Origin of the sequence: Paenibacillus sp. MAEPY2 (genome assembly GCF_000499205.1) — a bacterium.
GTDB lineage: Bacteria > Bacillota > Bacilli > Paenibacillales > Paenibacillaceae > Paenibacillus > Paenibacillus vandeheii.
In genome coordinates this window covers 134,653-158,979 of sequence record NZ_AWUK01000026.1, presented here as the reverse complement: position 1 = coordinate 158,979, position 24,327 = coordinate 134,653, and the positions used below count along the sequence as shown (strand labels likewise).

Annotated in this window: 23 protein-coding genes; 21 read left to right on the top strand and 2 right to left on the bottom strand. The window is 44.9% G+C overall.

Annotation, left to right across the window (positions count from 1 at the left end):
- The 6 genes from P364_RS0119580 (at position 1) to P364_RS35485 (ending at position 5,658) form a co-directional block, all read left to right on the top strand.
- Positions 1 to 1,089, top strand: a complete 1,089-nt coding sequence (locus P364_RS0119580) for a Ger(x)C family spore germination protein (protein WP_161634218.1) — start codon at positions 1 to 3, stop codon at positions 1,087 to 1,089.
- 229 nt (positions 1,090 to 1,318) lie between these two features.
- A complete protein-coding gene (locus P364_RS0119570; protein ID WP_024631774.1) occupies positions 1,319 to 2,044 on the top strand; it encodes a methyltransferase domain-containing protein in 726 nt (241 codons plus the stop codon).
- A 56-nt stretch (positions 2,045 to 2,100) separates the two neighbouring features.
- Positions 2,101 to 3,252, top strand: a complete 1,152-nt coding sequence (locus P364_RS0119565; protein ID WP_024631773.1) for an NAD(P)/FAD-dependent oxidoreductase — start codon at positions 2,101 to 2,103, stop codon at positions 3,250 to 3,252.
- Between the two features lie 178 nt (positions 3,253 to 3,430).
- The gene (locus P364_RS0119560) at positions 3,431 to 4,615 is read left to right on the top strand and encodes an aminotransferase-like domain-containing protein (protein ID WP_024631772.1); all 1,185 of its coding nucleotides are present in this window, start codon (positions 3,431 to 3,433) and stop codon (positions 4,613 to 4,615) included.
- Positions 4,616 to 4,630: 15 nt separating this feature from the next.
- Positions 4,631 to 4,939 carry a hypothetical protein gene (locus P364_RS0119555; RefSeq protein ID WP_024631771.1) on the top strand — a complete coding sequence of 103 codons (309 nt, stop codon included), beginning with the start codon at positions 4,631 to 4,633 and terminating at the stop codon, positions 4,937 to 4,939.
- A 218-nt stretch (positions 4,940 to 5,157) separates the two neighbouring features.
- The gene (locus P364_RS35485; protein WP_024631770.1) at positions 5,158 to 5,658 is read left to right on the top strand and encodes a GNAT family N-acetyltransferase; all 501 of its coding nucleotides are present in this window, start codon (positions 5,158 to 5,160) and stop codon (positions 5,656 to 5,658) included.
- A gap of 109 nt (positions 5,659 to 5,767) precedes the next feature.
- Here P364_RS35485 and P364_RS0119545 read toward each other — a convergent pair whose 3' ends face one another.
- A complete protein-coding gene (locus tag P364_RS0119545; protein WP_024631769.1) occupies positions 5,768 to 7,042 on the bottom strand; it encodes a stalk domain-containing protein in 1,275 nt (424 codons plus the stop codon).
- Between the two features lie 227 nt (positions 7,043 to 7,269).
- Between P364_RS0119545 and P364_RS0119540 the strand changes: the two genes are divergently transcribed.
- From P364_RS0119540 to P364_RS37610, 15 genes are all read left to right on the top strand, one after another.
- Positions 7,270 to 7,593: a hypothetical protein gene (locus tag P364_RS0119540; RefSeq protein ID WP_024631768.1), complete on the top strand. Its 324-nt coding sequence runs from the start codon at positions 7,270 to 7,272 to the stop codon at positions 7,591 to 7,593.
- Positions 7,594 to 8,036: 443 nt separating this feature from the next.
- Positions 8,037 to 8,714 (top strand): response regulator transcription factor, encoded by a 678-nt coding sequence (locus P364_RS0119535; protein WP_024631767.1) that lies wholly within the window; start codon positions 8,037 to 8,039, stop codon positions 8,712 to 8,714.
- Positions 8,711 to 10,528 (top strand): sensor histidine kinase, encoded by a 1,818-nt coding sequence (locus P364_RS0119530; protein ID WP_024631766.1) that lies wholly within the window; start codon positions 8,711 to 8,713, stop codon positions 10,526 to 10,528. The genes P364_RS0119535 and P364_RS0119530 overlap by 4 nt, the downstream gene beginning before the upstream one ends.
- Before the next feature lie 142 nt (positions 10,529 to 10,670).
- A complete protein-coding gene (locus tag P364_RS0119525) occupies positions 10,671 to 11,519 on the top strand; it encodes a polysaccharide deacetylase family protein (RefSeq protein WP_063870647.1) in 849 nt (282 codons plus the stop codon).
- A 185-nt stretch (positions 11,520 to 11,704) separates the two neighbouring features.
- Positions 11,705 to 12,418: an N-acetylmuramoyl-L-alanine amidase family protein gene (locus P364_RS0119520; RefSeq protein WP_024631764.1), complete on the top strand. Its 714-nt coding sequence runs from the start codon at positions 11,705 to 11,707 to the stop codon at positions 12,416 to 12,418.
- Positions 12,419 to 12,435: 17 nt separating this feature from the next.
- Complete coding sequence (locus tag P364_RS0119515) at positions 12,436 to 13,122, top strand: GDSL-type esterase/lipase family protein (protein ID WP_024631763.1); 687 nt, start codon at positions 12,436 to 12,438, stop codon at positions 13,120 to 13,122.
- 35 nt (positions 13,123 to 13,157) lie between these two features.
- A complete protein-coding gene (locus P364_RS0119510; protein ID WP_024631762.1) occupies positions 13,158 to 14,564 on the top strand; it encodes an MBOAT family O-acyltransferase in 1,407 nt (468 codons plus the stop codon).
- A 5-nt stretch (positions 14,565 to 14,569) separates the two neighbouring features.
- Complete coding sequence (locus P364_RS0119505) at positions 14,570 to 15,727, top strand: DHHW family protein (RefSeq protein ID WP_330217205.1); 1,158 nt, start codon at positions 14,570 to 14,572, stop codon at positions 15,725 to 15,727.
- Between the two features lie 21 nt (positions 15,728 to 15,748).
- Positions 15,749 to 16,237 carry a DUF4358 domain-containing protein gene (locus P364_RS0119500; RefSeq protein ID WP_029881122.1) on the top strand — a complete coding sequence of 163 codons (489 nt, stop codon included), beginning with the start codon at positions 15,749 to 15,751 and terminating at the stop codon, positions 16,235 to 16,237.
- A gap of 564 nt (positions 16,238 to 16,801) precedes the next feature.
- Positions 16,802 to 17,308 (top strand): sigma-70 family RNA polymerase sigma factor, encoded by a 507-nt coding sequence (locus tag P364_RS0119495; RefSeq protein ID WP_328285965.1) that lies wholly within the window; start codon positions 16,802 to 16,804, stop codon positions 17,306 to 17,308.
- Complete coding sequence (locus P364_RS0119490) at positions 17,305 to 18,156, top strand: SPOR domain-containing protein (protein WP_024631758.1); 852 nt, start codon at positions 17,305 to 17,307, stop codon at positions 18,154 to 18,156. Before P364_RS0119495 ends, P364_RS0119490 begins: the two co-directional genes overlap by 4 nt.
- Before the next feature lie 328 nt (positions 18,157 to 18,484).
- The gene (gene alr, locus P364_RS0119485) at positions 18,485 to 19,639 is read left to right on the top strand and encodes an alanine racemase (protein WP_024631757.1); all 1,155 of its coding nucleotides are present in this window, start codon (positions 18,485 to 18,487) and stop codon (positions 19,637 to 19,639) included.
- Positions 19,605 to 20,411, top strand: a complete 807-nt coding sequence (locus P364_RS0119480; RefSeq protein ID WP_024631756.1) for a D-alanyl-D-alanine carboxypeptidase family protein — start codon at positions 19,605 to 19,607, stop codon at positions 20,409 to 20,411. Before alr ends, P364_RS0119480 begins: the two co-directional genes overlap by 35 nt.
- A 54-nt stretch (positions 20,412 to 20,465) precedes the next feature.
- Positions 20,466 to 21,518 (top strand): D-alanine--D-serine ligase VanG, encoded by a 1,053-nt coding sequence (vanG, locus tag P364_RS0119475; protein ID WP_024631755.1) that lies wholly within the window; start codon positions 20,466 to 20,468, stop codon positions 21,516 to 21,518.
- Positions 21,508 to 21,669 (top strand): hypothetical protein, encoded by a 162-nt coding sequence (locus P364_RS37610; RefSeq protein ID WP_161634855.1) that lies wholly within the window; start codon positions 21,508 to 21,510, stop codon positions 21,667 to 21,669. Before vanG ends, P364_RS37610 begins: the two co-directional genes overlap by 11 nt.
- Positions 21,670 to 21,817: 148 nt before the next feature.
- Here the strand turns inward: P364_RS37610 and metE are convergent, their stop codons facing one another.
- Positions 21,818 to 24,109: a 5-methyltetrahydropteroyltriglutamate--homocysteine S-methyltransferase gene (gene metE, locus P364_RS0119465; protein ID WP_024631754.1), complete on the bottom strand. Its 2,292-nt coding sequence runs from the start codon at positions 24,107 to 24,109 to the stop codon at positions 21,818 to 21,820.
- Between the last annotated feature and the right edge of the window lie 218 nt (positions 24,110 to 24,327).

Sequence of the window (24,327 nt, the reverse complement as noted above, 5' to 3'; positions counted from 1 at the left end):
ATGCGTATTGCAAAGACATTAATTGTAACCCTAGCTATGCTCTTGTTGCTTCCGGGATGTTGGGATACAAAGGATATTAACAAACAATATCTGCCTGTTGTCATGGGTGTGGGTAAAGGCGCTACCGAAAAATACAAGATCATTCTCCAAATACCGGATGCATCAGGTAAAACCCAAATTCTTGAAAAAGAGTCGAAATCCATTAGTAAAGCCATCGATTTGATGCGAACCGATTCTGAAAAAAGCATTGAATTGGTACATCTGAGGTTGCTGTTAATTGACAAACAGGTCGCAGAGCAGGGGATTGAGAACATCATCAATTTTGCGGTGAGAGCGAACGATATATCGATTAAGGGCTTGGTAGGGGTAATTGATGGTGATTTTGAGAAGACGATGTATCATCAGATCTCACCAACACCTGAAATTTCTTCCTACGACTTTTTTAGCCAGGATGCCGGATGGACACCCAATCAATCGATCGTCCGAATATGGGAAGCCTATCAAAACCAAAACTCATATACGGAAGATATGGCCATCCCAATGCTCAAAAACGGCGAGCGAACCTTGTTTACCTTTAGGGGCACAGCCGTCATGCGGGAGGACCGTATGGTAGGAACGCTGAGTAAGGAAGAGACGCTTTTGTTTAATTTGTTCAAAGGGAAATATACAGGGGGAACCATTGAAGTGGCACAGAACACAAGTGTTCTTATTCAGGATGCGCATATCAAACATCAGACCCGGTGGTCGGAGAAAGGCCCGTCAATTCAGACCAATGTTGTTCTCGATGTAGAAATTACGGAAAGTCCTGAAGGAAAAGGCAATGGCATAATTGAAAAAGAAATGCAGGAGCAGCTGAGCCAGCAGTTCAATAAAACCGTGAGAAAGATTCAATCCTTCAAATCGGATGTGCTGGGCATAGGAATGATATTCCGTCCCCAACTTTCGGAGGAAAGGTTAAAGGAATGGAAGACCAAATGGTTTCCGATGCTGGAGCAGAAGATTAACGTCCGTGTGAACATTCTAAACGAGATCTATTTTAAAGAAAACTCCAATGATAATGAGGATCAGGGGAAATTGATCAAGAAATAACGCTAACCCATGAGGTCGCCTATATTGGCGACTTTTTTCATGTTTGCATCCGGTGATGCAGCATCCAATGGATTTGTTCTACAGGGTCATGGAATTAAGGAGTCTGAGATCTGGAATACCTTAGTAAAATAACATATCGCCGTTCTTAAGAGTATAAGGATTGGTTAGAGGGGATAATTGTTAATTAGAGAAAATCACTCCCAATGTATAGCTGTAAAGGAGCGGGATCATGTCTTTCTTTAGAACATTGACTGTACGGGCAAGAGAAGACGAGTTGATGGACGATTTTTCCATGGGTGGAGAAGAATTGAGCGAAGCGCTCAAACATTTGAGACGGCTGAACAAAATATTTGCTGCTCCCGGTCCAACCCGTGCAGGGGTGGAGAAGTTATGGAGAGCGATTGGCAGTCCAACTACGCTAACCCTTCTTGATGTGGGAGCAGGTTCAGGTGATGTAAACCAGAAGTTATTGCAGTGGGCAGACCAAAAGGGAATTAAGCTTGAGATTACTCTGGTCGATCTGACTGAGGAGGCATGTGAGGAAGCGAGAAATCTCTTCCGGAATGAACCCCGAATCAAGGTTCGGCGTGTCGATGTCAGGGAATTGCCGGATTCCTCAGCAGATATCGTGACTGGCTCGCAATTTGTCCATCATTTCGAGGGAAAGCAACTGGTTGATATAATCTCGCATATGCTGCGCGCCTCCAAATATGGCGTTGTCATTAACGATATCCATCGGCATCCCGTATCCTATGCGGCCGTCTGGATTACCACTCGAATGATCTCACGCAATCGGTATATTCGTCATGATGGACCTCTGTCTGTTGCAAAAGGCTTCACGGGCAGGGATTGGCGGGATTTGAAACAGCAGTTGAATCATGACACGATGACCTATGAATGGAAGCCCTTATTCCGCTATTCCGTTGTGATTCCCCATCATGGGACGTTAGCATAGCTCGTTACATCAATAGGCTGTTATCATAATGGACAATGAAAGGCGGGTGTTCTTAGGTGTCTAAACCAATGGATGCCATAGTCATCGGAGCGGGAATTGCCGGCAGTACCTTTGCGCTGCAGCTTGCCAGGCAAGGGCATCGGACACTGCTGCTGGATCGGCAGGAATTTCCACGTCACAAAACCTGCGGTGAATTTATGTCGCCTGAAACAACGGAGATGCTGAATTATCTGGGTATCCATCTTGGCGAACAAGAGTTAAAACAGAGCACCATGGATCATGCCAAGATCATTATGCCTCAAGGCGGGGAAATCGAAGCCCCTTTGCCGGGATTGGCCTATGGCATCAGCCGATATGAGCTGGATCGACTTTTACACGAACAGGCCGCAGCCGCAGGCGTTGAAATTGTTACGAGAGCAACGATAACCAACATTCAGCGGTTTGATGATGATAGCTATGAAGTTGAAGTCAAACAAGGAAATGACCAGATTCAATATAGAGCAAGAACCGTTATCGGAGCCCATGGTTCGAAGAAGCCGCGCGGGATGACCTCGCCAGTCGAGCTGCGGGATAAAACAGCATATGTTGGCGTCAAATCGCACTTTCGGGGAATCACCATTCCGCCACGGGTCGAGTTGTATTTTTGCAAAGGAGGGTACGTCGGCATTTCACCAATTGAAGATGGGATTGCCAATGTAGCTGCATTGCTGACACTCGATACGGTGCGGGGGAGCGGCAAGTCTGTGAAGGATATTTTGCAGGCGGCATCCTTGACCAACGAAAGATTGGCAGTGAGGCTTGCCGAAGGAAGTGCGGTCCAAGGGACGCAGGTCTCGATTGCACCACTCCATCTATCTAATGTTCCTGAACCATGGTCCCAATATCCTCATATTGGTGATGCCATGCTGATGATACCTCCCCTGTGTGGTGATGGAATGTCCATTGCCCTTCGCTCCGCGCTGCTGTGTGCTGAATGGACTGACAAGTATCTTCAAGGGAAGATCAGCTTCGAGCAGTGGCAGCACGAATATTCGAAGGAAGCCAATCGCGAATTCACACGCCTGCTCCGGAGGGCACGGAGAATCCAGAAGCTGGCCTTTGCCAAAGCGAACAAATTCTATCCCGGTTTAGCCCGGATGGTCCCAGGTCTGGCAACTTATTTGGTGAAGGCAACACGGTTATCGGAGATTAATCTGGTCCAACGATAACACATGGAAAGATTGTGAATTCCATAGAAAAAAGGGGCTGCATACGTCGGCCTCTTTTTGTTGTTCTCTGTCAATTTTGAAGAGACCGTTTAGAAATCTGCCAAATACTCGTATAATAGAATCTAATTGTAGTTATTGAGACAACATTCAGATTTGAATTCGGGAGGATTATTCTAAGATGAACTATTCATTTTCCAACCGGATTGCTGCATTGCAGCCATCCATTATTCGTGAGATCCTGAAGGCTTCTTCGGGTCAAAATGTAATTCCTTTCTCTGCGGGTAATCCCGCTCCGGAAACTTTCCCTATTGAGGCGATTCGGACATTCACCCAATCGATTTTGGAACAGGACCCGGTTACAGCACTGCAATATGGAATTACCGAAGGTTATGCCCCCCTGCGGGATACATTGACTACACACCTGAATTCAGGCTTTGACACAGGCAAAGCGTCGGATGAACTGTTCATCGTATCTGGAGCACAGCAGGGAATTGAACTCGCTTGTAAAGTATTCTGTAATGAAGGGGATACGATTATCTGTGAAAGCCCAAGCTTTATCGGTTCATTGAACTCTTTCCGGGCTTCAGGCGCAAAACTTGTTGGTGTTCCGATGGAGACAGACGGTATGGATATCGGAAAGCTGGAGCATGCTCTGCAAACCGAGCAGAATGTAAAGCTGATCTATGTGATTCCGAGTTTTCAAAACCCCACAGGTATTACTACAAGCCTGGAGAAGCGCAAAGCGATCTATGATCTTGCTAAGAAATATGGTGTCATGATCCTGGAAGATAACCCGTACGGAGAACTTCGGTTTCAAGGAGAAGATGTAGCGACAATCAAATCGATGGATGATGAAGGTCTGGTTATTTACGTAGGCTCTTTCTCCAAGATTCTGTCTGCTGGTCTACGTGTTGGTTATGTTCTGGCTCCTTCCGAGGTTGTTCAGAAGATGGTTGTTGCCAAACAGGGAGAGGATGTACATACAGCCATGCTGCCGCAAATTCTGGCATACAAGTTCATGACTGAGTATAACTATGCAGAGCATATCAGCAGCATCCGTGCGATTTATCGCAGGAAGTCTGCCTTGATGATTGACAAACTGCAGGAGCATGTGGGTGAGTCCATCACATTTACTCATCCGGATGGAGGGCTGTTCCTCTGGTGTGATCTGCCGGCTCATATCCCGATGCTGGATTATGCCAAAACAGCTGCTGCAGAAGGCGTGGCGGTCGTTCCGGGTACTGCTTTCCTCGTTGATGAGAACGAACCTTGTAATGCGATCAGACTTAATTTCTCAACACCTTCTGATGAGCAAATTGTGAAGGGCATCGAAATTTTGGGACAGGTTCTGCACAAATTCTAATTGGAGGCATATTTCATGAATCAACGTTTTCGAATCACTCGATCCATGCAAGAAAATAACGCAGAGCAATCCATCTCCTTGGAAGAATGCAAACAGTATTTTGCATCCAAACCGGACTTTACGTACTCACCTGTTCTTACCGTCCAGGGACCAGAGAGCGTCATGTCCATCGATGGGGATTTCTTCATGTGGGCGTATGAGAACCTGCAGATTCCATTTCGTCTGTATATGGGGGATCTGTATGTTGCCATTGTCAATGAAGCTGTCGTTCCGCAAATGATTGAGGTTGCAACGGATTTGCGAGCCGATGTGGTTGAAGGGTAAGCTGAGGCGTGGAATGAAATGAAATTCATTCGTCTAATTGTAACCATATAAGTATCGGGGAAGCCGCCAATCTGGCGGCTTTTTTGCTTGAACCTATTCGTTAATATGCTTATTGAAATATTCAATCGATAGGGGAATTGACGCTCAGGACCGGTTCGTGATAATTTATATAAATCACAAAAGCCTATAAATCCAATGAGGGAAAGGGGTTTTACGCAATGTCGTCAATCGTGATTGCTGCCGCTGAAGATATACGAAGCAAGGATTCGGAACTTTTAATCAAGGAGCTAAGCGAAGAACTGGGATTGTTATATGGCGGCGATGGGACGGCGGGATTTCAGCCATCTGACGTGGAGACACCGCGAGCGGCCTTTATTGTCGCGCGTTTGGATGGATATCCGGTAGGCTGCGGAGCCATCAGGCCCCTTGATGATACTTCCGTGGAGGTCAAGCGCATGTACACACGTTCGGATTTCCGTCGCAAGGGTGTGGCTCAGGCTATTCTGGCCGAAGCGGAGCGTCTTACGCTCGAATTCGGGTACACCAATCTGAAGCTGCAGACTGGCCCGAAACAGCCTGAGGCGGCGGCCCTTTATGAAAGAGTTGGGTACTATCGGATACCGATTTTTCACGGGGACTGGGATCAGGTGCTTGCCTATCAAAAAGATCTGGTGCTAAGTGCAACCCACAGAAACGAGCATTCCTCATTGAACGCATAAATAATATCCTTGTATAACAAACGAACCGAAATCTCTTGTTAATCATCAGAGATTCCGGTTCGTTTTTTTGGTGTGTAGAAAGTCTATTGAGTCCAGAATCTTTAAATCTTTACTCTTTTATAACGGAGGCATTTACAGCGTCTTCCATCTGATTGCTGTAGGTACGGAATAATCCAAGGCGCCAGAAGGCAGCTCCCTTGAGATCATAACGCTTGGCAAGACCCAGTTTATCATCTATGGAAGATGAGGTTTCACTATTTAAGCTTATCCCGAGCAAAAGCTTTTGCTTGGAGACGCCAGCATCTAACGCAAGCTGAATGGCCTTATCCACAAGAGTGTTCGGCTCAGGGACCTGCGATTTTGTACCGACAGGATTATATTGGTATGCCATAATGATGATGTCGTCTGCCAACGAAGCGAGCGTTTTGTAATCATAACCTTTATACGCACTATTTAGTGGGGGGACGGCCAAGGATAGAGCGATGTCTTTAGGCAAGGATTCCTTCAATTGCTTGACGTAATTGTTAAGCAGCTTCTGTTGCTCTACAGCGTCCAGCTTGAAACCCAGTCCTTCAAAATCAAGAACAACGCCGCCAAAACCATTATCAGCTATAGCAGCCGTTATACCCTCAATGGACTTCTGACGCATGCTGCTATCACTCAGCACCTTGGTCAGTTCTCCATTTCCATCCAAAGCATACACCATGAGATACGGTCTAATGCTCTGATTTGCTGTATTAGCAACGATGGATTGAGGTGTAACGTCGCCGTCAGCAGCAGGGAGCTGATACTCCTTACCCTGAAGCGTAAATTGACCTTCACGATCGATGCGACTCCAGCCAAAAGCGATGGAGTTCATGGATGACACCAAATCGATTTCCTTATAGGATTGCAGCGCATAGAAAGCTCTCAAATGCATCTCTCGTTGAGGTGAAACCAGGGCAACGGTACGAGTTGACTGGTTCCAGCTCACATCAACACCGAACTGACTACTGAACGAACTGAGTGGAATGAGCACACGGCCTTCCCGCTGAACCGGTGGAGCTGCAAGCTTGACTTTTTCTCCATTGACGGTTGCTGTGGTGCTTCCCACTTGAAGCAGGACCTCCGTCGCCTGACCTTTCACATTTCCATTTGCTTTTACGGTTTGCGTCTTGCTGTTCCATGTAATGCTGATTCCTAGGGCTTCGCCAACTGTTCGGAACGGAACATAGGTAACGCCTTTGTCGATCCGAGGTTCTGCATCGAATTTCAACGGAACGTCATCCAGCATGACTGAAATGGCGGGTGCGGCATAGGCATCATGAAGGCTTGGAGTGGTGCCAAGCAAGGATAGGGTAAGAATAGTGGCAGCAGCTGTCTTTCCTATTCGTGTATGTAACATGTTATGCGTTCCTCCAACTCATCAAATATAGTAGAATTGCAGTTCATCTGAACGGGAATCTATCACAAAATAGTATAGCAAAATTTTCATAGAGTTCCAATTATAAGAGTTGTTGTACATTCGAAAAGGAACGTTTGTTTTTCTAGGCTGGAGTTATAGCGAATGATATTATGAAGAGTAATAATTACCTGGTTGTATTAATTTTAGTTAGTAGGAGGAGGATGTGCGTGGGCAATATCTATACTTACTTTACCTCGAAAGACGAAATTTTCAGTGAAGTTCTACTACGAGGGCAGACGATGTACGGTAGGACCATTGCACAAATTGCTGATCTGGATATCGACCCTCGAGAAAAATTATTTGAGATTACGAAAGGGTGGTTATCCAATTTGAAGGTAGTTAATAAAGCATTGAAATGGGAAAGCGAGCATGAAACCGAAGCGATCGACAGATACGCTGCTGAACGTAATGTTCCTGCCAGTGGTATTAGTGGGACGTTCGAACGATCCCGGATGATTAACGCGCCAGTTAATGAAGATATCGTAGAATAAATGCAGCAAACAGCGGATTTCCAATATGGAGTGAAGAACATTTGAAATCAAGTTGTCATCAAAACCATAACGGACAATCAATATATCGACGCTGCTCTCAAGGATCCACTGAAATAAAGTAATGACTCCAATAGAATAGAGGCGCTCACTACATGAAAAATGCGTGCGGAAAAAGTGGTTATTCCTCCTTTAATTCAAAAAAAGAAATCGGTTAACAGGCGCAACGGGATTTTGAATTTTAACTTATCTTTATATAATCTGCATTTTATCTTTATCAGGTATGAATATAATTTTTTACAGTAATTCTTCATACAAAAAGAATGTCCACTACGAGGGCATTTGTCTAGTTTTTGAAAACATGTTAGGATCCAATTTATACGCATGCCGGTGATTCAAAAAGTTTGAAGGCAAGCATACCTAGAAAAACGTTGAGAGGTTGTCCTATGTCAAGAACCATACTGATTGTAGAAGATGAGCCTATTTTACGGGAAATCATGAAAGATTATTTGCTGGAAGAAGGATATGAAGTGCTTGAGGCGGGGGACGGGAAAAATGCTCTGGCGTTATTTCAAGAGCATGAGGTGGATCTGATCATACTGGATATCATGCTCCCTGAATTGGACGGATGGTCTGTCTGCAAACGCATCCGAAAGATTTCGAATGTTCCGATTATCATGTTGACGGCCCGTTCGGATGAAGACGATACTTTGCTGGGTTTTGAACTAGGTGCCGACGACTATATAACCAAACCGTACAGTCCTCCAATCCTGCTGGCACGGGCGAAACGGCTGTTGGAAACAAGGCAGATTCGGGAACAAGAGGAAGATACATTGTCTTGCCGCGGTATTTCAATCCATTTCCCATCTCGAACGGTTTTGGTTGATGGGGATAACTGTAGTTTGACCCATACCGAATTTGAAATTTTGGCTTATCTGATGAAAAACAAAGGAATTATTATAACCAGAGAACAGCTGATTACAAAAATCTGGGGGTATGATATCGTCGGCGACGATCGGACCGTTAACAGCCATATCCGCAATTTGCGTTCCAAGCTGGGGGAGCATGCCAAGCGCATTGTCACGATCGTTCGATCTGGTTATAAGTTCGAGGAGAAGTTATGAAAAAAGGGATTGTTCTAAAGCTGTTCCTATTAACGACGGGATTATGCTTGTTCATCCTTGCCGTTATTTTTACCTTGCAAACCGTATTTTTCAAACAGTTTTATATTCATCAAAAAGTGAAGGACGTCAACGCGGCGCTTCAGGCTTATGAACAAGACTACCTGAATCATGCCTCGAACACGCAGGAGATGGCAAAGCTGGAGCAAGACTTTTTTCAAAAGCATAACACCTGGATCACGGCTTTGGACACCCAAGGTAATTTGAAGTATTCGGACGATTTCTTCATGGAGATCAAGCTGGACCGTGCGGATAATTCTGCGCTTTCCAATAAAACGATGACCGTACCTCTATACAGTGTTATCAACATAGAGGACTTCAGCAGCGATAATCCGTTCCTCACTCCTTGGATTAAAGAAGGAGAACGGATCGCAATTGAAGGCTTGATGATGAACAATCAGCCGGTTATCCAGCGGATGGGGATGACCGTATCCAATATGAGAGAGGAAAACCGGCTGGAAAATCGGCAGATGGTGAACAAAGAGGGAGAGGTCCTCAATCGAACGAACGCGATCCAATATCGTGAAAAATATCCCACATTTCTGGTCAAAGGAACCATTGCGAAAGTCCGGATACCGAAAGGCGCAGAAGTTTCTCGTTATACGAATCACTTATTTCTGGACCGTATCAAAGCTTTCCAAGCGGATCTGCTGTACGGCGATTATGATCCTGCCGCGAATTCGAATCGGACCATGGATGTCGAGGAAAATCGCGTGGACTATAAAATTTTTGTGGACCGCATTCAAGATGGCGACGGTAATCCGGCATACTTGTTCGCGATGACGTCACTTCAGCCGGTCAATGAAGCCGCAGGGATGATCAAAGATTACTATGTGTACATCATTATTGCCACTTTGTTTCTCGTGCTGCTGGCATCGTTTTACTACTCTCGTCAGATCGCTCGGCCACTGCTGCGTATCAGCCGTACGACAAAGCAAATGGTAGTGCTCGATTTTTCGGAGAAAATCCCCATCACAACGAAGGATGAAATCGGCGACTTATCGCGCAACATTAACGAGCTTTCCGAGCGGCTGCACTCCCATATTCTTCGGCTTCAGCAGGACATCGAGAAAGAAAAGCAGCTGGAGCATACGCGAAAAGAATTTATATCCGGCGTGTCGCATGAGCTGAAAACCCCGTTAAGTGTCATTCAGAGCTGCCTTGCCATTTTGAAAGACGGGGTGGCAAGTCATAAACGGGATTATTATTTTAAGGCGATGGAGGACGAAGTCAAAAGGATGGATCTGCTAATCGTGGATATGCTGGAATTGGCAAAATATGAATCCGGAACGTATACACTGGATATGGATTCCTTTTATATCGACGCCGTTATCGAGCGGGTATGCGCAAAATTGGCTTCGGATATCGAGGCCAAGCAATTACATCTTAATACGTCACTGAAACCTGTTGAAGTGGTGGGGAATGAGCGGCGAATTGAGCAGGTCGTCGTCAATTTCCTCACAAATGCGATTCGTTATACGCCGGAGCAGGAGTCCATTCTCATAACCACCTCGGAAGATCAGGACGCCGTTAAAATTTGTATCGAAAATAAAGGAGCTTCCATTCCGGACGAACAACTTGAGAAGATCTGGGACCGGTTTTATCGCGGTGAACTATCTCGCCAACGGTCGTCCGGAGGCACCGGGCTCGGCCTCGCCATTTGCAAACAGATTCTGGAGATGCACGGGGTGGCTTACGGCGTTACCCATACCTCCGATGGAGTTTTGTTTTATTTTCAATTGAATAAAAAAGCGTAGGAATACGGAAGAAAGTGCAGACCTCGGTTCTGCGCTTTTTCTTTTTTTTAAATGGCGTTGATTTCATCTGCACTTCTTCTGCACTTCTTCTGCATCTCTCCCTGTTATTCTTTCTATTTGAGAGAGAGGGGATGGATTGAAAATGACAGTAGGACCAAACCTTGGTCGGGGTCTGAGAGAAAGAAAGCACAGAGCAAAGCGGCGCAGACGGCAAGCCATTTTTCTTGCAGCCGTTGGCCTGCTTTGTTTTTGCCTGATGAGATTGATACCACTCGATAAGGTCGCGATTGCGGACCAGCATGGAGAACAGTCTGTGTACCAACATTCGACGAGGAAAGTTAGTGAGGCTAATGCGGAAGGCGAGGATGCCAGACCGAAAGGGAAGATCGTATATTTAACGTTTGACGACGGGCCTAGCGACTTGACGGGGAAATTTCTCGACGTGTTACGGCAACATGGCGTCAAGGCCACTTTTTTCATGCAAGGAAGCCAATTGCAGCGAAAAAGTTTACAAAGCGACGTGAAGCGTGCTGTACGCGAGGGGCATTATGTAGGAGGACACAGTATGACTCACCAATATAAGAAGCTGTACGAAGAAGGAGAATTCGTGTCCGAAATGAAAGAAAACTTGGCGCTCATCCATGACATCACAGGAGAAAATCCACATTTGGTGCGTCCACCTTACGGCTCGGTTCCCGGGTTAAACGAAAAGAAGATCCGCGATCAAATCGCAAAAGAAGGAATGAAGATTTGGGATTGGACCATCGAATCGAACGACTGGAATTTGAAAGACCATCCGGAACAAATTGTCGAGAACATTAAAAAAGCGACAAAAGTCGATTTGGAAGTGGTATTGATGCATGAAAAGCCGCAAACGCTGCAGGTTCTTCCGGAGATCATCGCATTCTACGAAAAAGAAGGATACCGATTTGGCGTTTACAGCGATATTGAGCATTTTCACTTGAATTTTCAAAAGGATCATCGTTTATAGCCGCTGCGCGGCACAGGATCAATTTTTTTGGAAGAAAGAGCTGTCACGAGGGCCCTGTGGATCTCGGTTGGACGGCTCTTTTTTATCTATCATTGCTGCCTGAATCTATAAATTAATTTGATATGATCTGCACTTTATCTTTATCTCGGACGATTACACTCTTTATTGTAAGGAGGAGAGAGAGAATGAGAAAAGCCGTATTGACGGTCGCATTCTTGTTGTCCGCGGTGCTGATCGTTTTGCTGTACAGCATCAATTCGGGGGATGGGGCCGGAAGCCGCAGCAAGACCGAACTAAATCATCGGATGATGGACCTATTAAGCGGAAACAGTAATTCACCTCATCAGCCGGGGACGCTGTATAAAATCGTCATTGATCCCGGGCATGGTGGAAAAGACCGCGGGGCGACAGGGGCCGGCGGAAGTTTCGAGAAGGATTTTACGCTGAAGCTGGCGCACAAGGTGGAGGAAATGGCGAAGCAAGAACCGCGAATCCAGGTGTGTCTGACCCGGACGGACGACCGGTTTATATCCTCGGTGGACCGGGAAAGGCCGAAATTCGCCAATGATCTGGGTGCGGATCTGTTTATATCCATTCACGGCAATACGTACGAGGACCCTGGCGTGTCGGGCACGGAAACGTACTATTACCATGAGAATTCGCGATCCTTGGCCGATATCATACAACGACAAGTCGTTCAGGCAAGCGGGTTTCGGGACCGGGGAGCGAAGAAACAAGATTATTTTGTCCTAAAAGATACGGAAATGCCGGCCGTCTTGATCGAGACTGGATATTTAACGAATCCGCAGGAAGAGAAAGCAATGCTGACAGAAGATGTTCAAAGCCGAATAGCTGCTTCCATTCTGGAAGGCATAAAGGAGTACCTAAATTTAAATTAAGAGAGGACAATGATCCCATGTATAAAAAAGTCATTTCAACACTATTTATAGGCAGCATCGCACTTACCTTGGCAGCATGTGGGAATGGGCAAAATACGCAAAGCGAGACGCCTATGGCAGAAGTCAATGAAACGGCTCCCTTGGAGAAGTCAAACAATACTTCCTATAAAACGATTTTTCAACACAGCGTATTTCTGGGGGATTCGATTACAGAGGCGCTATCCTACCATGACATTTTGGACGAGTTCAATGTAGTGGCAGGTGCCGGAACGACTACCGAGCTAGCTCTGGAGGCTGGATATGTCGATAAGCTGGCAGAGCGGAATCCGCAGCATGTATTTATCATGCTGGGATCCGATGATATCCTATTGCCGCCCCAAATTACCGATAACCCCAAGGAGTATTCGCTGAAGTTTTACGCCAAATTGATCGACAGCATCAAGGAGAAGCTTCCGAAGGCATCCATAACGGTTTTACCAGTGACTCCGGTTACGCCGGAAGCTGAAAAAGTGGAACAACGCTACAAAAATATCAACGATTATAACCAAGGCTTAAAAGAGCTGGCGAGCAAGAAGCAGGTCGGATTTGTCGATTTATCCTCCATATTTGCGGACAGCAAAGATCTGTACAGTTCGGACGGCGTTCATTTTAAATCGGAGTTTTATACACGTATGCTGGATTTGCTCAAAGATCAGGTGAAATAACATGCAACTAGGTCAAGAACTGGAGGTGACGGGGATTGGTCTTTAGCAGCCTTATATTTCTATTCCTCTTTCTGCCGGTCACAATTCTGATCTACTATATATCGCCTATGAGGATTAGAAATGCCATTCTGCTCGTCGCAAGCCTGATCTTCTATGCATGGGGCGAGCCTGTCTATATTTTTATCATGATCTTCTCGACGGTATTCGACTATGTGAACGGGATTCTGATCGAAAGATACAGGCACCGTAAGGCAATTGCACGGGGAGTTTTGATCATATCCATGATTGGAAGCCTGGGAATTCTGGGCTTCTTTAAATACGCGGGTTTCGTCTTCGACAATATTAATTCGTTGTTTAACCTGAACTTGCAGGCAGCAGATCTTCCGCTTCCCGTGGGGATATCCTTCTACACGTTCCAAACGATGTCTTACGTAATCGACGTTTATCGGGGGAAGGTGACTGTTCAGAAGAACCTGATCTCCTTCGGCGCCTACGTGACGATGTTTCCGCAGCTTGTAGCGGGACCGATCGTTAAATACGCAGATATTGCGGGGCAGCTTGTTAACCGCAAAGTGACGTTGGACCGTTTTGGCGAAGGGGCGGAACTGTTTATAAGAGGACTTGCTAAAAAAGTGCTGCTTGCCAACAATATCGGTTTGTTGTGGGCAAGCGTCAAAGCGGTGAATGTGGGGGAGCTGTCGGTTCTTTCTGCATGGCTCGGCATTGTCGCCTTCACGTTTCAAATCTATTTCGATTTTAGCGGGTATTCGGATATGGCGCGTGGGTTAGGTAAAATGATCGGGTTCGAATTTATGGAGAACTTCAATTATCCTTATATTTCCAAGAGTATTACTGAATTTTGGCGGAGGTGGCATATTTCGCTCGGTGCCTGGTTCCGTGAGTATATCTACATCCCGCTCGGCGGGAACCGAGTGGGTATGCTGAAACAGTTGAGAAACTTGGCGGTTGTATGGTTTATAACCGGATTGTGGCATGGAGCGAGCTGGAATTTTATCATTTGGGGCTTATATTTCGGTCTATTTGTCACAATCGAAAAGCTATTTCTCTTGAAACGGCTCCAGCGCTTGCCAGCCTTTATAGGCCATGTCTACACCCTGATTATCGTGATTATCGGCTGGGTATTTTTCGAATTTGAACATCTGCCCGCAGCCATGACATTCATCGGAACGATGTTTGGCGCTGGAGCAAATGGGTTCGTAGACAACCGGTCGCTCTACGATCTGTCGACGAACGCCCTGCTGCTGCTGCTCTTGGTGTTTTGTGCCACGCCGTTTCCCAGTAATGCACTGACAAACATCAGAACCAAGTTTGCCCGATTCGGATCGATTGCCGCTTCCGCCATCTACTTCATCTTTATGGTGGCGTCAACAGCTTATCTGGTCAATTCAACGTACAATCCATTCTTATACTTTCGTTTTTAATGGAGGTGATTTATTTGAAGAAGTACGACCAGGTATATTATCGCGCACTCGCCATTTTACTGCTGATGTTTACCGGAGCGGTATTAGTTATCAACTTTCTGACCCCGAGTAAAGTATTTTCCGAATCAGAGAACCGGATGGTGCAGCAGCTCCCGAAATTCTCACTTGAAACATTAGTATCAGGCAAGTTTACTTCAGAATTTGAATCGTATATATCGGATCAGTTTATGGAGAGGGACTTTTGGATTGGACTAAAAACCGATGCGGACCAGGGAATGGGGAAAAAAGATAGCAATGGGGTTTACATCGGCAAGGACGGGTACCTGATTCAAAAATTTTCTCCTCCCGAAAAAGGAGATTTGGAAGACAAGATGAAAGCCGTTCAAGCATTTGATAAGGCTACGCCTGGTCTACGCAAATATATGATGTTGGTGCCGACGGCCGCTGCCGTGCTTGAGGATAAATTGCCGCCTTATGCTTCCGGTAGTGATGAGATGGTCTATTGGGAAAAGATAAAAGATTCTCATCTCGGGGACATTCGATGTATCGATGTTTCCCCCGCGCTAGAGGCGAACAAGGAGCAACCGATCTATTACAAAACAGACCATCACTGGACGACCAAAGGCGCTTTCCTTGCCTATCGGGAGCTGGGCGCGCCAATGAGTTTCACACCCAAGAACGAAGATGATTTCAACATTCGTCAAGTCACCAGTCAGTTCTATGGATCTTTGTATTCGAAAAGCGGGTATAGGCACATACAACCGGATTCTATTGAGCTTTATTATCCAAAAACACCGAGGACCATTTCCGTGGATTATGTAGACGAACAGCAAAGTGCGGATTCGATGTACGTCATGGGAAATCTCACCAAGAAGGATAAGTACACTGTATTTTTCAATGGGAATCATGGCTTGATCCGAATAACAACCGACAATACGGAAGGGAGAAGGCTTCTTATTGTCAAAGATTCGTATGCAAACAGCTTGATTCCTTTTTTAACACCGCATTTTAGCGAAATTGATGTGATAGACCTCAGATATTATGATGGGGATGTACTGAAACTTACGGAAGATCGGCAAATCCACGATATGTTGATTTTGTATAATTTTACTACATTTTTTGAAGATCCATCAATTAAAACATTAGCGGATTCCGTGGAATAATGCAAAAGGAGGTCAGTAACGATGCTTACTGGAAAGAAAATTAAATACTTGTTTGTCCTGTCTTCCGTCATGATCTTATGTGGCATTTTGATCGGGTGTTCCGGCAAGAACGAAGCCGCCAAGGATGTTCCTGTCCATACAATTGAGGAACGCATCAAGCAAGTGGCTTCTATGGAAGATATGGAAAAAGGGGATATGAACAGGCTTAAGAAGCTGTATCATCTCGATCCAGATGAAGTTCAGGATTTTGTGCTGTATACGGCAGAATCGAACGTGGAAGCGAATGAACTGGCCGTGATCAAAGTGAAACAAGAGAATCAAGCGGAAAGCGTTAAGGAAAAAATCATGAAAAGAATCGAGGCTCAAGAGGTCAAGTTGAAAGACTACCGTCCCGAGCAATTCTACCTCGTCGAAAAGCATGTATTAAAGGTCAAAGGACTATATATTTTGTTTACAGTCTCCAAGGATGCCGAGAAAATCGAAAGTGCGTTTGACAAAGCCTTTAAATAACAGGAGGTGCTCCTCTATTTAAGGCGGTATCGGGAACCAACGGGACCGCATTGTTCATTAGCAGAATGTCGGATGGGCAACACACCAACAGTAAGCGGCTGATCACTACTATGATCAACCGCTTACAAATGAATTTGTTGAGCATGTGATTCCGATCCTTCAAGCACGGGGGCTCTTCCGACAGAGTATACGGGCAGCACGCTTCGTGACCATCTTGGGCTGGAGCGTCCAGGCATAAGCCATTTTCAAAAAGTGAACACCGTAGGTAAGAGCTCCGTAACAATATGAACAAATAAAATTGTTTGCGAGAGAGTGCCACATCGTTGAGGTGCGAGCCTTAGCCATACAAGTTCAAAAGTAAAAGTAAAGAAGTCGCCTATGGGCGGCTTTTTTTGGTTTGGGACGATATACGTTTTTGTTCCCAGATAAAAAAAATCATTGTTTTAAAACTTTTTTAGACTTTCCGCTGTCTAACATGCGAAACAACATTCAAAGTAAGCTTTACTAAAAATGCGGCAATAATCAAACTATACAGTCGCAACGGGGGTGGACCAACTGAGCAAGGTGAGTACAGCACTAACTGAACAGCAGTTCAGTGAACGTCTGGAGGCATGTAAAGAAAAGCTTTATCGCTTCGCGTTCTCTTATGTAAAAAATGAACAAGAAGCATTGGAAATTATATCCGAGGCATCTTATAAAGGTTTTCTATCTTATGAAAAAGTGAACAGTCCAGATTATTTTGAAACCTGGATGACCCGGATCGTCATCAACTGTTCCCTTGACCACATCAGACGGAAGAAGAAATACACGTACATGGAAGACAGTACAATACCTTTTGCGGCACAGGAGAGTTCCATGGGGCTTGAAGAGCAATGGGATCTATACGAAGCACTTGATCACCTGCATCCCGAAGACAAGGCATTTATCGTTCTGAAATTTTTCCAAGATCAGAGATTCAAGGATATGGCAGAGATACTGTCCCTGCCGGAAAGCACGGTGAAGACCAGGTTTTATAAGATCTTGAACAAACTCAAAAAACATTTAACCAAGGAAGAGGTTGATTTCACATGACAGGGAAAGAAAGATATGAACAGATAGAGATTCCATCCGGCCTTTCCGGAGTAATTCAGCAAGCTCGCCAGCGGGCACGAAACCAGAAACGAAGAAAAATGGTAATCTGGCGTAGTTCCTCCCTGGTGGCTGCTTGTGCTGCGGTAATGATAACAGCTAACGTACCCGGTGTAGCTAAGGCATTATCCGATGTGCCTGTTATCGGTTCTGTCGTCAAGATTCTGCAAGTGGGTAGCGGTGGGGAGCGGACAGATGGTGTCTCGGTTACCACAAGCCAAGAATCGGATACGCTGAACATCCATTTTCAAATGGATGGAGAACAGATCAGCTCGGCTCCATCGTACACTGTTGATCATAAAGAAGGACCAAACCGCTTGATCTTCACCTTCAACGGGGTGCGTAATCTGGATTTTGCCAAGTTGGAGAATGATATTAAAGCACTTAAAAATGTAAAAGATGTCTATCAAAATATCATTTTGGATGATTCCGCTATGAGCTTTGTCGTGGAGCTGAAGGATCACGTGGATTATTCAGTATCCGAGTATCAGCAACCAGGGTTTATTCAATTGAAGCTTTCTTCCGCAGGAGAGTCAACACCATCGCATGAACTTTTCTTCGTCCGGAGCGAAGATATGGAGCAGGGCGAAGCGCTGGCCATGTTGGCTGAACAATATTCTGCCGACGGCAGTAGTGTTGTGCAAACCAAGAATGGACAATTCACCGTCGTGATGGGTGCCTTTGAGAATCGAGCAGATGCAGAGAAACAGCTGAAAGAATTTACTGGCCGGGAGGACTATAGTGGACCCCTGCATGTCGACAGCTGGATGAGTAATGAGAATCCACAATAATGAAAGAAGCCTGCCGTAGCGCAGGCTTCTTCTTGTAGACTTTATTATCTGAAGTCCATTTCCGTTATCTTTTACGAGTCGCCCTATTGGCGGCTTTTTTTGTTGTAACTATGAGATGTGGGGAAGTGCAAATCTGTAATCTTACATCGTTGTCAGTTTTGTGTAAGTTTGATCGATAGGAGCTGAAGTGGCCTTAATATACACTTAAATCAATTCAACGCACTACATTCACAGCTTTAGGAGGCCTAATAATGAAAAGTGCATATGCGGATCTATTGAAAATAGTAATTAAAAATAAACCATTTATTCGGTTGAGGAGATCCTTCGGATGTACCGAGATACTTGGGCTGAAATAGATTTAACGCAAATTCGTAAGAATGTCATACAGATCCGCAAATTTTTACCCCGTTCGACCAAATTAATGGCAGTTGTTAAAGCAAATGCATACGGGCATGGAGATATCGAGACAGCCAAAGAAGCAGTAGAGGCAGGCGCGGATTATTTAGCGTGTGCATTCATTGAAGAAGCCATCCGCATTAGAACTGCCGGCTTAAAACAACCGATTCTCATTTTGACTCCGATTCGTCCCGAACTTGTACCTCTGGCTCTAGAACATGAGTTGATGCTGACCGTTACACAAGCGTCATGGTTTCATGAGATGAGAAAATACAAGCCTATTCATACCCCGCATAAGTTATCTGTGCATGTGAAAATGGATACTGGACTTGGGCGAATAGGTATACGCACGCAAGAAGAGTGGCTTGAAATGGTTCCTTGGCTCAGAGCACCAGATGTAGTAGTCGACGGGTTCTATACCCACTTCGCGACTGCAGGTGAGGCAGACAACCGTTATCTACAGCTTCAGATTCAACGCTTCCTGGAAATGAAAGAATGGAGCAGTATGTCACGGATTCCAATCAATCATTATCACTGTGCGGGAAGTGTAGCAGCACTTCGATTCCCGGAATTGTGTATGGATATGGCTCGAATAGGAGCTGCAATCTATGGCTTTTATCCGGAAAAACTAGTACCTAACATCCAACTAAAGCCGGCATTCAGTATGCACAGTAGATTATTACAAACGAAAAAATTAAAAAAAGGCGAATATGTGGGCTACAACAATGCTTATCAAACAGACTCAGATCAATGGATCGGAACAGTGCCTATCGGCTATGCCGATGGATGGTCGCAGAGAATGCAAAATTCGGAGGTGTTGGTGGAAGGGTATCGTGCAGAAATTATAGGGAAAATCTCCATGGATCAATTGATGGTCAAGCTTCCGATGTATTTTCCGGAAGGATCAAAGGTGACCTTCATTGGCTATTCAGGTGAGCAGGAAATTCCGATTCAGGAACTGGCCAATCATATCGGTGGTGTCTCTCAAGAAATAACGAGTTCCATCACGGACAGAGTATTACGAATTTATAAAGAAGGTGGGGAGTTTCATCATGAAATCACGGGAAGTCGTACAAAAACATATTGAAATCAGCGTAAGTAACGAAGAATTATTTCAAGGGCACTTAGTGTTAATAAATGATCAAAACCCAATCAGAAGTCAAGTACAAGTCCATCAACTAGAGTCATTGGATTCTTTACCTTCAATAAAGAAGTTAAATAACGAGATGCTTCTGGAGAAACAGTGTTTCAAACAATTTCATGCTCTGCTTAAAGCTTGTGGGGGGACGGATGAAATTGTCACCGTCAGCGCATATCGAACAAAAGAAGATCAAGTCCAAATCTATCAAGATTGTTTGATAGAACAGGGTTCCGAATATACTTCCAAATACGTAGCCTTGCCTGACCATAGTGAACACCAAACGGGGTTGGCTATCGATGTGGGGAAATTGAAATCGAATATCGATTTTATTGCTCCTTCCTTTCCGGATACGGGCATTTACAAGTCCTTCAGACAACATGCCATACAATTCGGTTTTATTCTTCGATATAAACAAGAAAAAGAATCAATCACTCGTATTGCTTATGAGCCTTGGCATTTTAGATATGTAGGATATCCCCATTCCAAAATCATGGAAGAAAACAATCTATGTTTAGAGGAATACATCGATTTTGTACAGCAATATCGGTACTCTGGAGAGCAGCTTACGATTAAAGAAAAGGACATGACAATCCAGATATATTATGTTCCCGCGGATAAAGGGACATCCAGCCATATCCCGATCTTGAGTTGTGATTCTTATCGGATATCAGGAACGAATTGTGAAGGATTCATTGTAACGTCTTTCTCCAAAAATTAAGTTATAGCAATAAGGATGATTTAGTTTCATATCACATTTTAGGAGGCTTTTAAGATGCAGAAGAAGTCGATTGCGGTATTGTTTGGCGGATGTTCAGGTGAGTATAACGTATCTTTGAGTTCAGCCGCTTCAGTGATTGAAAATTTAGATACCGAAAAATACAATCTTGTGTTAATTGGAATTACACAGCAAGGTTCTTGGCTCAGATATAGTGGAACGGTTGAGGATATTCGCAATGATCGATGGCATTTACATCCGAGTTGTATCCCATCCTTTTTCTCGCCAAGTAGAGAAGTCAGAGGACTCATTGAGCTTGTTTATACGGAATATCATGTAACACCGATTGATGTTGTGTTTCCAGTGCTTCACGGCAAATACGGTGAGGATGGAACCTTGCAAGGATTATTGGAACTGTCGGGTGTACCGTTTGTTGGATGTGGCATGTTATCCTCTGAGTTATGTATGGACAAGGAACTGGCTCATAACCTGGTGCAGGCAGCGGGCATAGATACGCCGTGTTCCCTTACAATACATAGGAGTGAACGGATGGAAGAAGTGTTATCAGCAATAGAAGCACTGGGCTTCCCACTCTTTGTTAAGCCGGCTAGATCAGGATCGTCATTAGGCATATCGAAGGTGAACAATATGCAAGAGTTGATTAACGGAACTGAACACGCCTTCATACACGACAGCAAAGTTGTCATTGAGCAAAATATTAACGGTTTTGAAGTGGGTTGTGCTGTTTTGGGCAATTCTGATCCCATAATCGGCATGATTGATGAGATTGAGCTACAGGGGCACTTTTTTGACTTCTCGGAAAAGTACTCCTTGATCAGTTCGAAGATTCATTTGCCAGCCCGCATTGATGAGGACACTGCCAAGAAGGTTAAAGAGAGCGCTCTGACTATTTATAAAACGCTTGGATGCAGAGGGTTTGCCCGAGTAGATATGTTCCTGACCGCTGACGGAAGAATTGTGTTCAATGAAGTCAACACGATACCTGGTTTCACATCGAAGTCCCGCTATCCCAACATGCTCCAAGCTAGCGGCATGACTTATGCAAATATTCTTAACCAGCTCATCGAGCTCGCCATTGATGAGAACTGAGAGCGGCAACGTGCTGCTTCCAGGGCAGGGGACAACGGATTCCCCTGAGGAGATGATGTTGGATCGATATTTGGATGACATGTTCAACTACTTGCGAAGCGGATTTAGAGAACTCCCGAAAGGAAAGGAACATGATGAGAGTTACAACTGAAATGATTGATAAACAATTAAGAGTGAAAGGTAAACTGAATTATTTTGCTGAGCAGACAGCGAAAAGGTGATATTAAAAGGCGGACATTCCATAGCATAGGAATGTCCGCCATTTATAAACGAATACTTGAATTCTTTATCTATTCAACTTAAACCGTTGTTGCAACGTGCTTTTCACGGGCAATCTTGGTTGCATCAACCATGTTGCGCAAGGAAGCAACAGTTTCTTCGAGGCCACGTGTTTTGAGACCGCAATCCGGATTAATCCAGAACAGTTTAGGGTCCAATACACGCAAGGCGCGTTCGATCATGCTCGTCATTTCATCTACACTTGGAACACGTGGGCTATGGATATCGTATACACCAAGTCCAATGCCCAGTTTATACGTGTTCAACTCAAAACTATGAATGAGTTCCCCGTGACTGCGGGATGTTTCGATCGAAATAACATCGGCATCCATCGCTTCGATGGAATCAATCATGTCATGGAATTCGCAATAGCACATATGCGTGTGGATTTGAGTTGTATCTTGAACCGTGCAAGTGGAAATGCGGAATGCTTTGACCGCCCATGCCAGATAATCGGCTTGCTCCGATTCCTTCAGTGGCAATCCTTCGCGAACCGCAGGCTCGTCGACCTGGATCATGCCAATACCTGCTTGCTCCAGTGCTTCAACTTCTTGTCTCAGTGCGTACGCCAATTGATAAGCGATATGCTCGCGCGGGATGTCCTCACGTACAAACGACCAGTTCATGATGGTAATTGGTCCGGTGAGCATTCCTTTTACAGGACGCTGTGTCTGAGACTGTGCATATTTGGTTTCTTCTACGGTCATTTCCCCCGTAAATGCTACGTCTCCAAAGATAATTGGTGGTTTGACACAACGGGAACCGTATGATTGTACCCATCCGAATTGGGTGAAAGCAAATCCTGCAAGTTTTTCGCCAAAGAACTCTACCATGTCGGTACGCTCAAACTCACCATGTACGAGAACATCAATCTCGATCTCTTCCTGAATTTTGATCCAGATATCAATTTGATCCCGGATAAAGGCGGCATACTGCTCATTGTTCACCTCACCCTTACGCCACAATTGACGTGCTTTACGCACTTCAGCGGATTGTGGGAAGCTGCCAATGGTTGTTGTCGGGAAAAGTGGCAATTTCCATTTTTCCTGCTGCGCGATATGACGTTCGGCAAACGGACGGGAGCGTTCCGGCTGTTGAATACGGAGTGATGCAACAGCCTCTTGAACAGCAACACGATTGCGTTCCTCGGATTGCTGGAGAGCCTGAATCGTACGATCGGATTTTTCAATCTCAGCGATAATTTCAGTGCTTCTTGAAGACAATGCTTTCGTCAACAGAACAATCTCGTCCAACTTTTCATCTGCAAATGCGAGAGCATTCTTAAGTTCAGATGTGAGTTTAGTTTCACGCGCTGTCGTTACCGGAACATGAAGCAAGCTGCATGAGGATTGAACGAATAAGCGTTCAGGTGTTACGAGTTCAGCCAGTTCATCTAGCAGCTTCAGTTTTCCTGGCAAAGAAGCTTTCCAGATCCCACGGCCGTCAATAACCCCAGCACCCAAAATTTTATCCGCCGGGAAACCGGACGCCTGAATGGATTGAATGTTGCCCGTCGCCCCGTGTACAAAATCAAGTCCGATACCTTGAACTGGTAGGGCAATAATGTTGTTATAGTTCTCTACGGATTCAAAGTAGGTTTGCAGCATAATGTTCAGACCTGGTACAGAAGCTGCAAACGTCTCATAAATTTTGTTCAGCAACTGCAGGTCAGCATCACTTGTTTTGGTAACAAGGATTGGCTCGTCAATCTGTACCCACTGAACACCTTCGTTTGCAAGCTCCTGAAGCACTTGTACATAGAGCGGAAGCAGGCGATTCAGCCAAGCGTTCGTTTCGGATTTATCGTATCCTTTGGACAGCTTCAGGAAAGTCAAAGGTCCGACAAGAACCGGTTTGCCTTCAATACCGAGCTTCTCTTTGGCTTCACGATAAGCAATAAGGGGCTTATTCTCCGTAAGTGCAGGGGAGGCTCCGTCCAGTTCAGGCACGATATAGTGATAGTTGGTGTTAAACCATTTTGTCATTTCACTTGCTGCTGCATCTTTCGTTCCCCGGGCAATTCCGTAGTAGACAGACAAAGGTACAGCGCCACCATCATATGCAAACCGTTTTGGTACAATTCCGAACATAACGGCTGTATCTAGAATGTGATCGTAATAACTGAAATCATTGACAGGAATAAGATCGATTCCTTTTTCTTGTTGCTTGCGCAAGTGATCTAAGCGGATTTCCTGTAATCGTGCTTGAAACTCTGTTTCTTCCAGCTTGCCTGACCAGAATGCCTCCAAAGCTTTCTTCCATTCCCGATCGGCACCAATTCGTGGATATCCCAATACACTGCTTCTCACCATTAAGTAAAACTCCTCTACAATATGTTACCAAAAAGTTATCACATATCTTGGGTTATAAAGTAATTCCATTAAGTTATATCTAGCTATAGCCTATAGCTATACCAAAGTTGCGTGAGAACATTGATAATGGCAAGCATGCATAAAGATACTATAAAAACTTTGCAAACAAACCGTCCAGACGGTATAGTTAACTAGGGTGAATTTCTTTACGTATACAT

Coding starts and splice junctions, on each gene's coding strand:
- P364_RS0119520 (WP_024631764.1), top strand. CDS start 11,705: ATGAGAAAAGCCGTATTGACGGTCGCATTCTTGTTGTCCGCGGTGCTG.
- P364_RS0119500 (WP_029881122.1), top strand. CDS start 15,749: ATGCTTACTGGAAAGAAAATTAAATACTTGTTTGTCCTGTCTTCCGTC.
- P364_RS0119535 (WP_024631767.1), top strand. CDS start 8,037: ATGTCAAGAACCATACTGATTGTAGAAGATGAGCCTATTTTACGGGAA.
- P364_RS0119570 (WP_024631774.1), top strand. CDS start 1,319: ATGTCTTTCTTTAGAACATTGACTGTACGGGCAAGAGAAGACGAGTTG.
- metE (WP_024631754.1), bottom strand. CDS start 24,109: ATGGTGAGAAGCAGTGTATTGGGATATCCACGAATTGGTGCCGATCGG.
- P364_RS37610 (WP_161634855.1), top strand. CDS start 21,508: ATGAGAACTGAGAGCGGCAACGTGCTGCTTCCAGGGCAGGGGACAACG.
- P364_RS0119560 (WP_024631772.1), top strand. CDS start 3,431: ATGAACTATTCATTTTCCAACCGGATTGCTGCATTGCAGCCATCCATT.
- P364_RS0119515 (WP_024631763.1), top strand. CDS start 12,436: ATGTATAAAAAAGTCATTTCAACACTATTTATAGGCAGCATCGCACTT.
- vanG (WP_024631755.1), top strand. CDS start 20,466: ATGCAGAAGAAGTCGATTGCGGTATTGTTTGGCGGATGTTCAGGTGAG.
- P364_RS0119490 (WP_024631758.1), top strand. CDS start 17,305: ATGACAGGGAAAGAAAGATATGAACAGATAGAGATTCCATCCGGCCTT.
- P364_RS0119580 (WP_161634218.1), top strand. CDS start 1: ATGCGTATTGCAAAGACATTAATTGTAACCCTAGCTATGCTCTTGTTG.
- alr (WP_024631757.1), top strand. CDS start 18,485: ATGTACCGAGATACTTGGGCTGAAATAGATTTAACGCAAATTCGTAAG.
- P364_RS35485 (WP_024631770.1), top strand. CDS start 5,158: ATGTCGTCAATCGTGATTGCTGCCGCTGAAGATATACGAAGCAAGGAT.
- P364_RS0119525 (WP_063870647.1), top strand. CDS start 10,671: ATGACAGTAGGACCAAACCTTGGTCGGGGTCTGAGAGAAAGAAAGCAC.
- P364_RS0119545 (WP_024631769.1), bottom strand. CDS start 7,042: ATGTTACATACACGAATAGGAAAGACAGCTGCTGCCACTATTCTTACC.
- P364_RS0119530 (WP_024631766.1), top strand. CDS start 8,711: ATGAAAAAAGGGATTGTTCTAAAGCTGTTCCTATTAACGACGGGATTA.
- P364_RS0119480 (WP_024631756.1), top strand. CDS start 19,605: ATGAAATCACGGGAAGTCGTACAAAAACATATTGAAATCAGCGTAAGT.
- P364_RS0119555 (WP_024631771.1), top strand. CDS start 4,631: ATGAATCAACGTTTTCGAATCACTCGATCCATGCAAGAAAATAACGCA.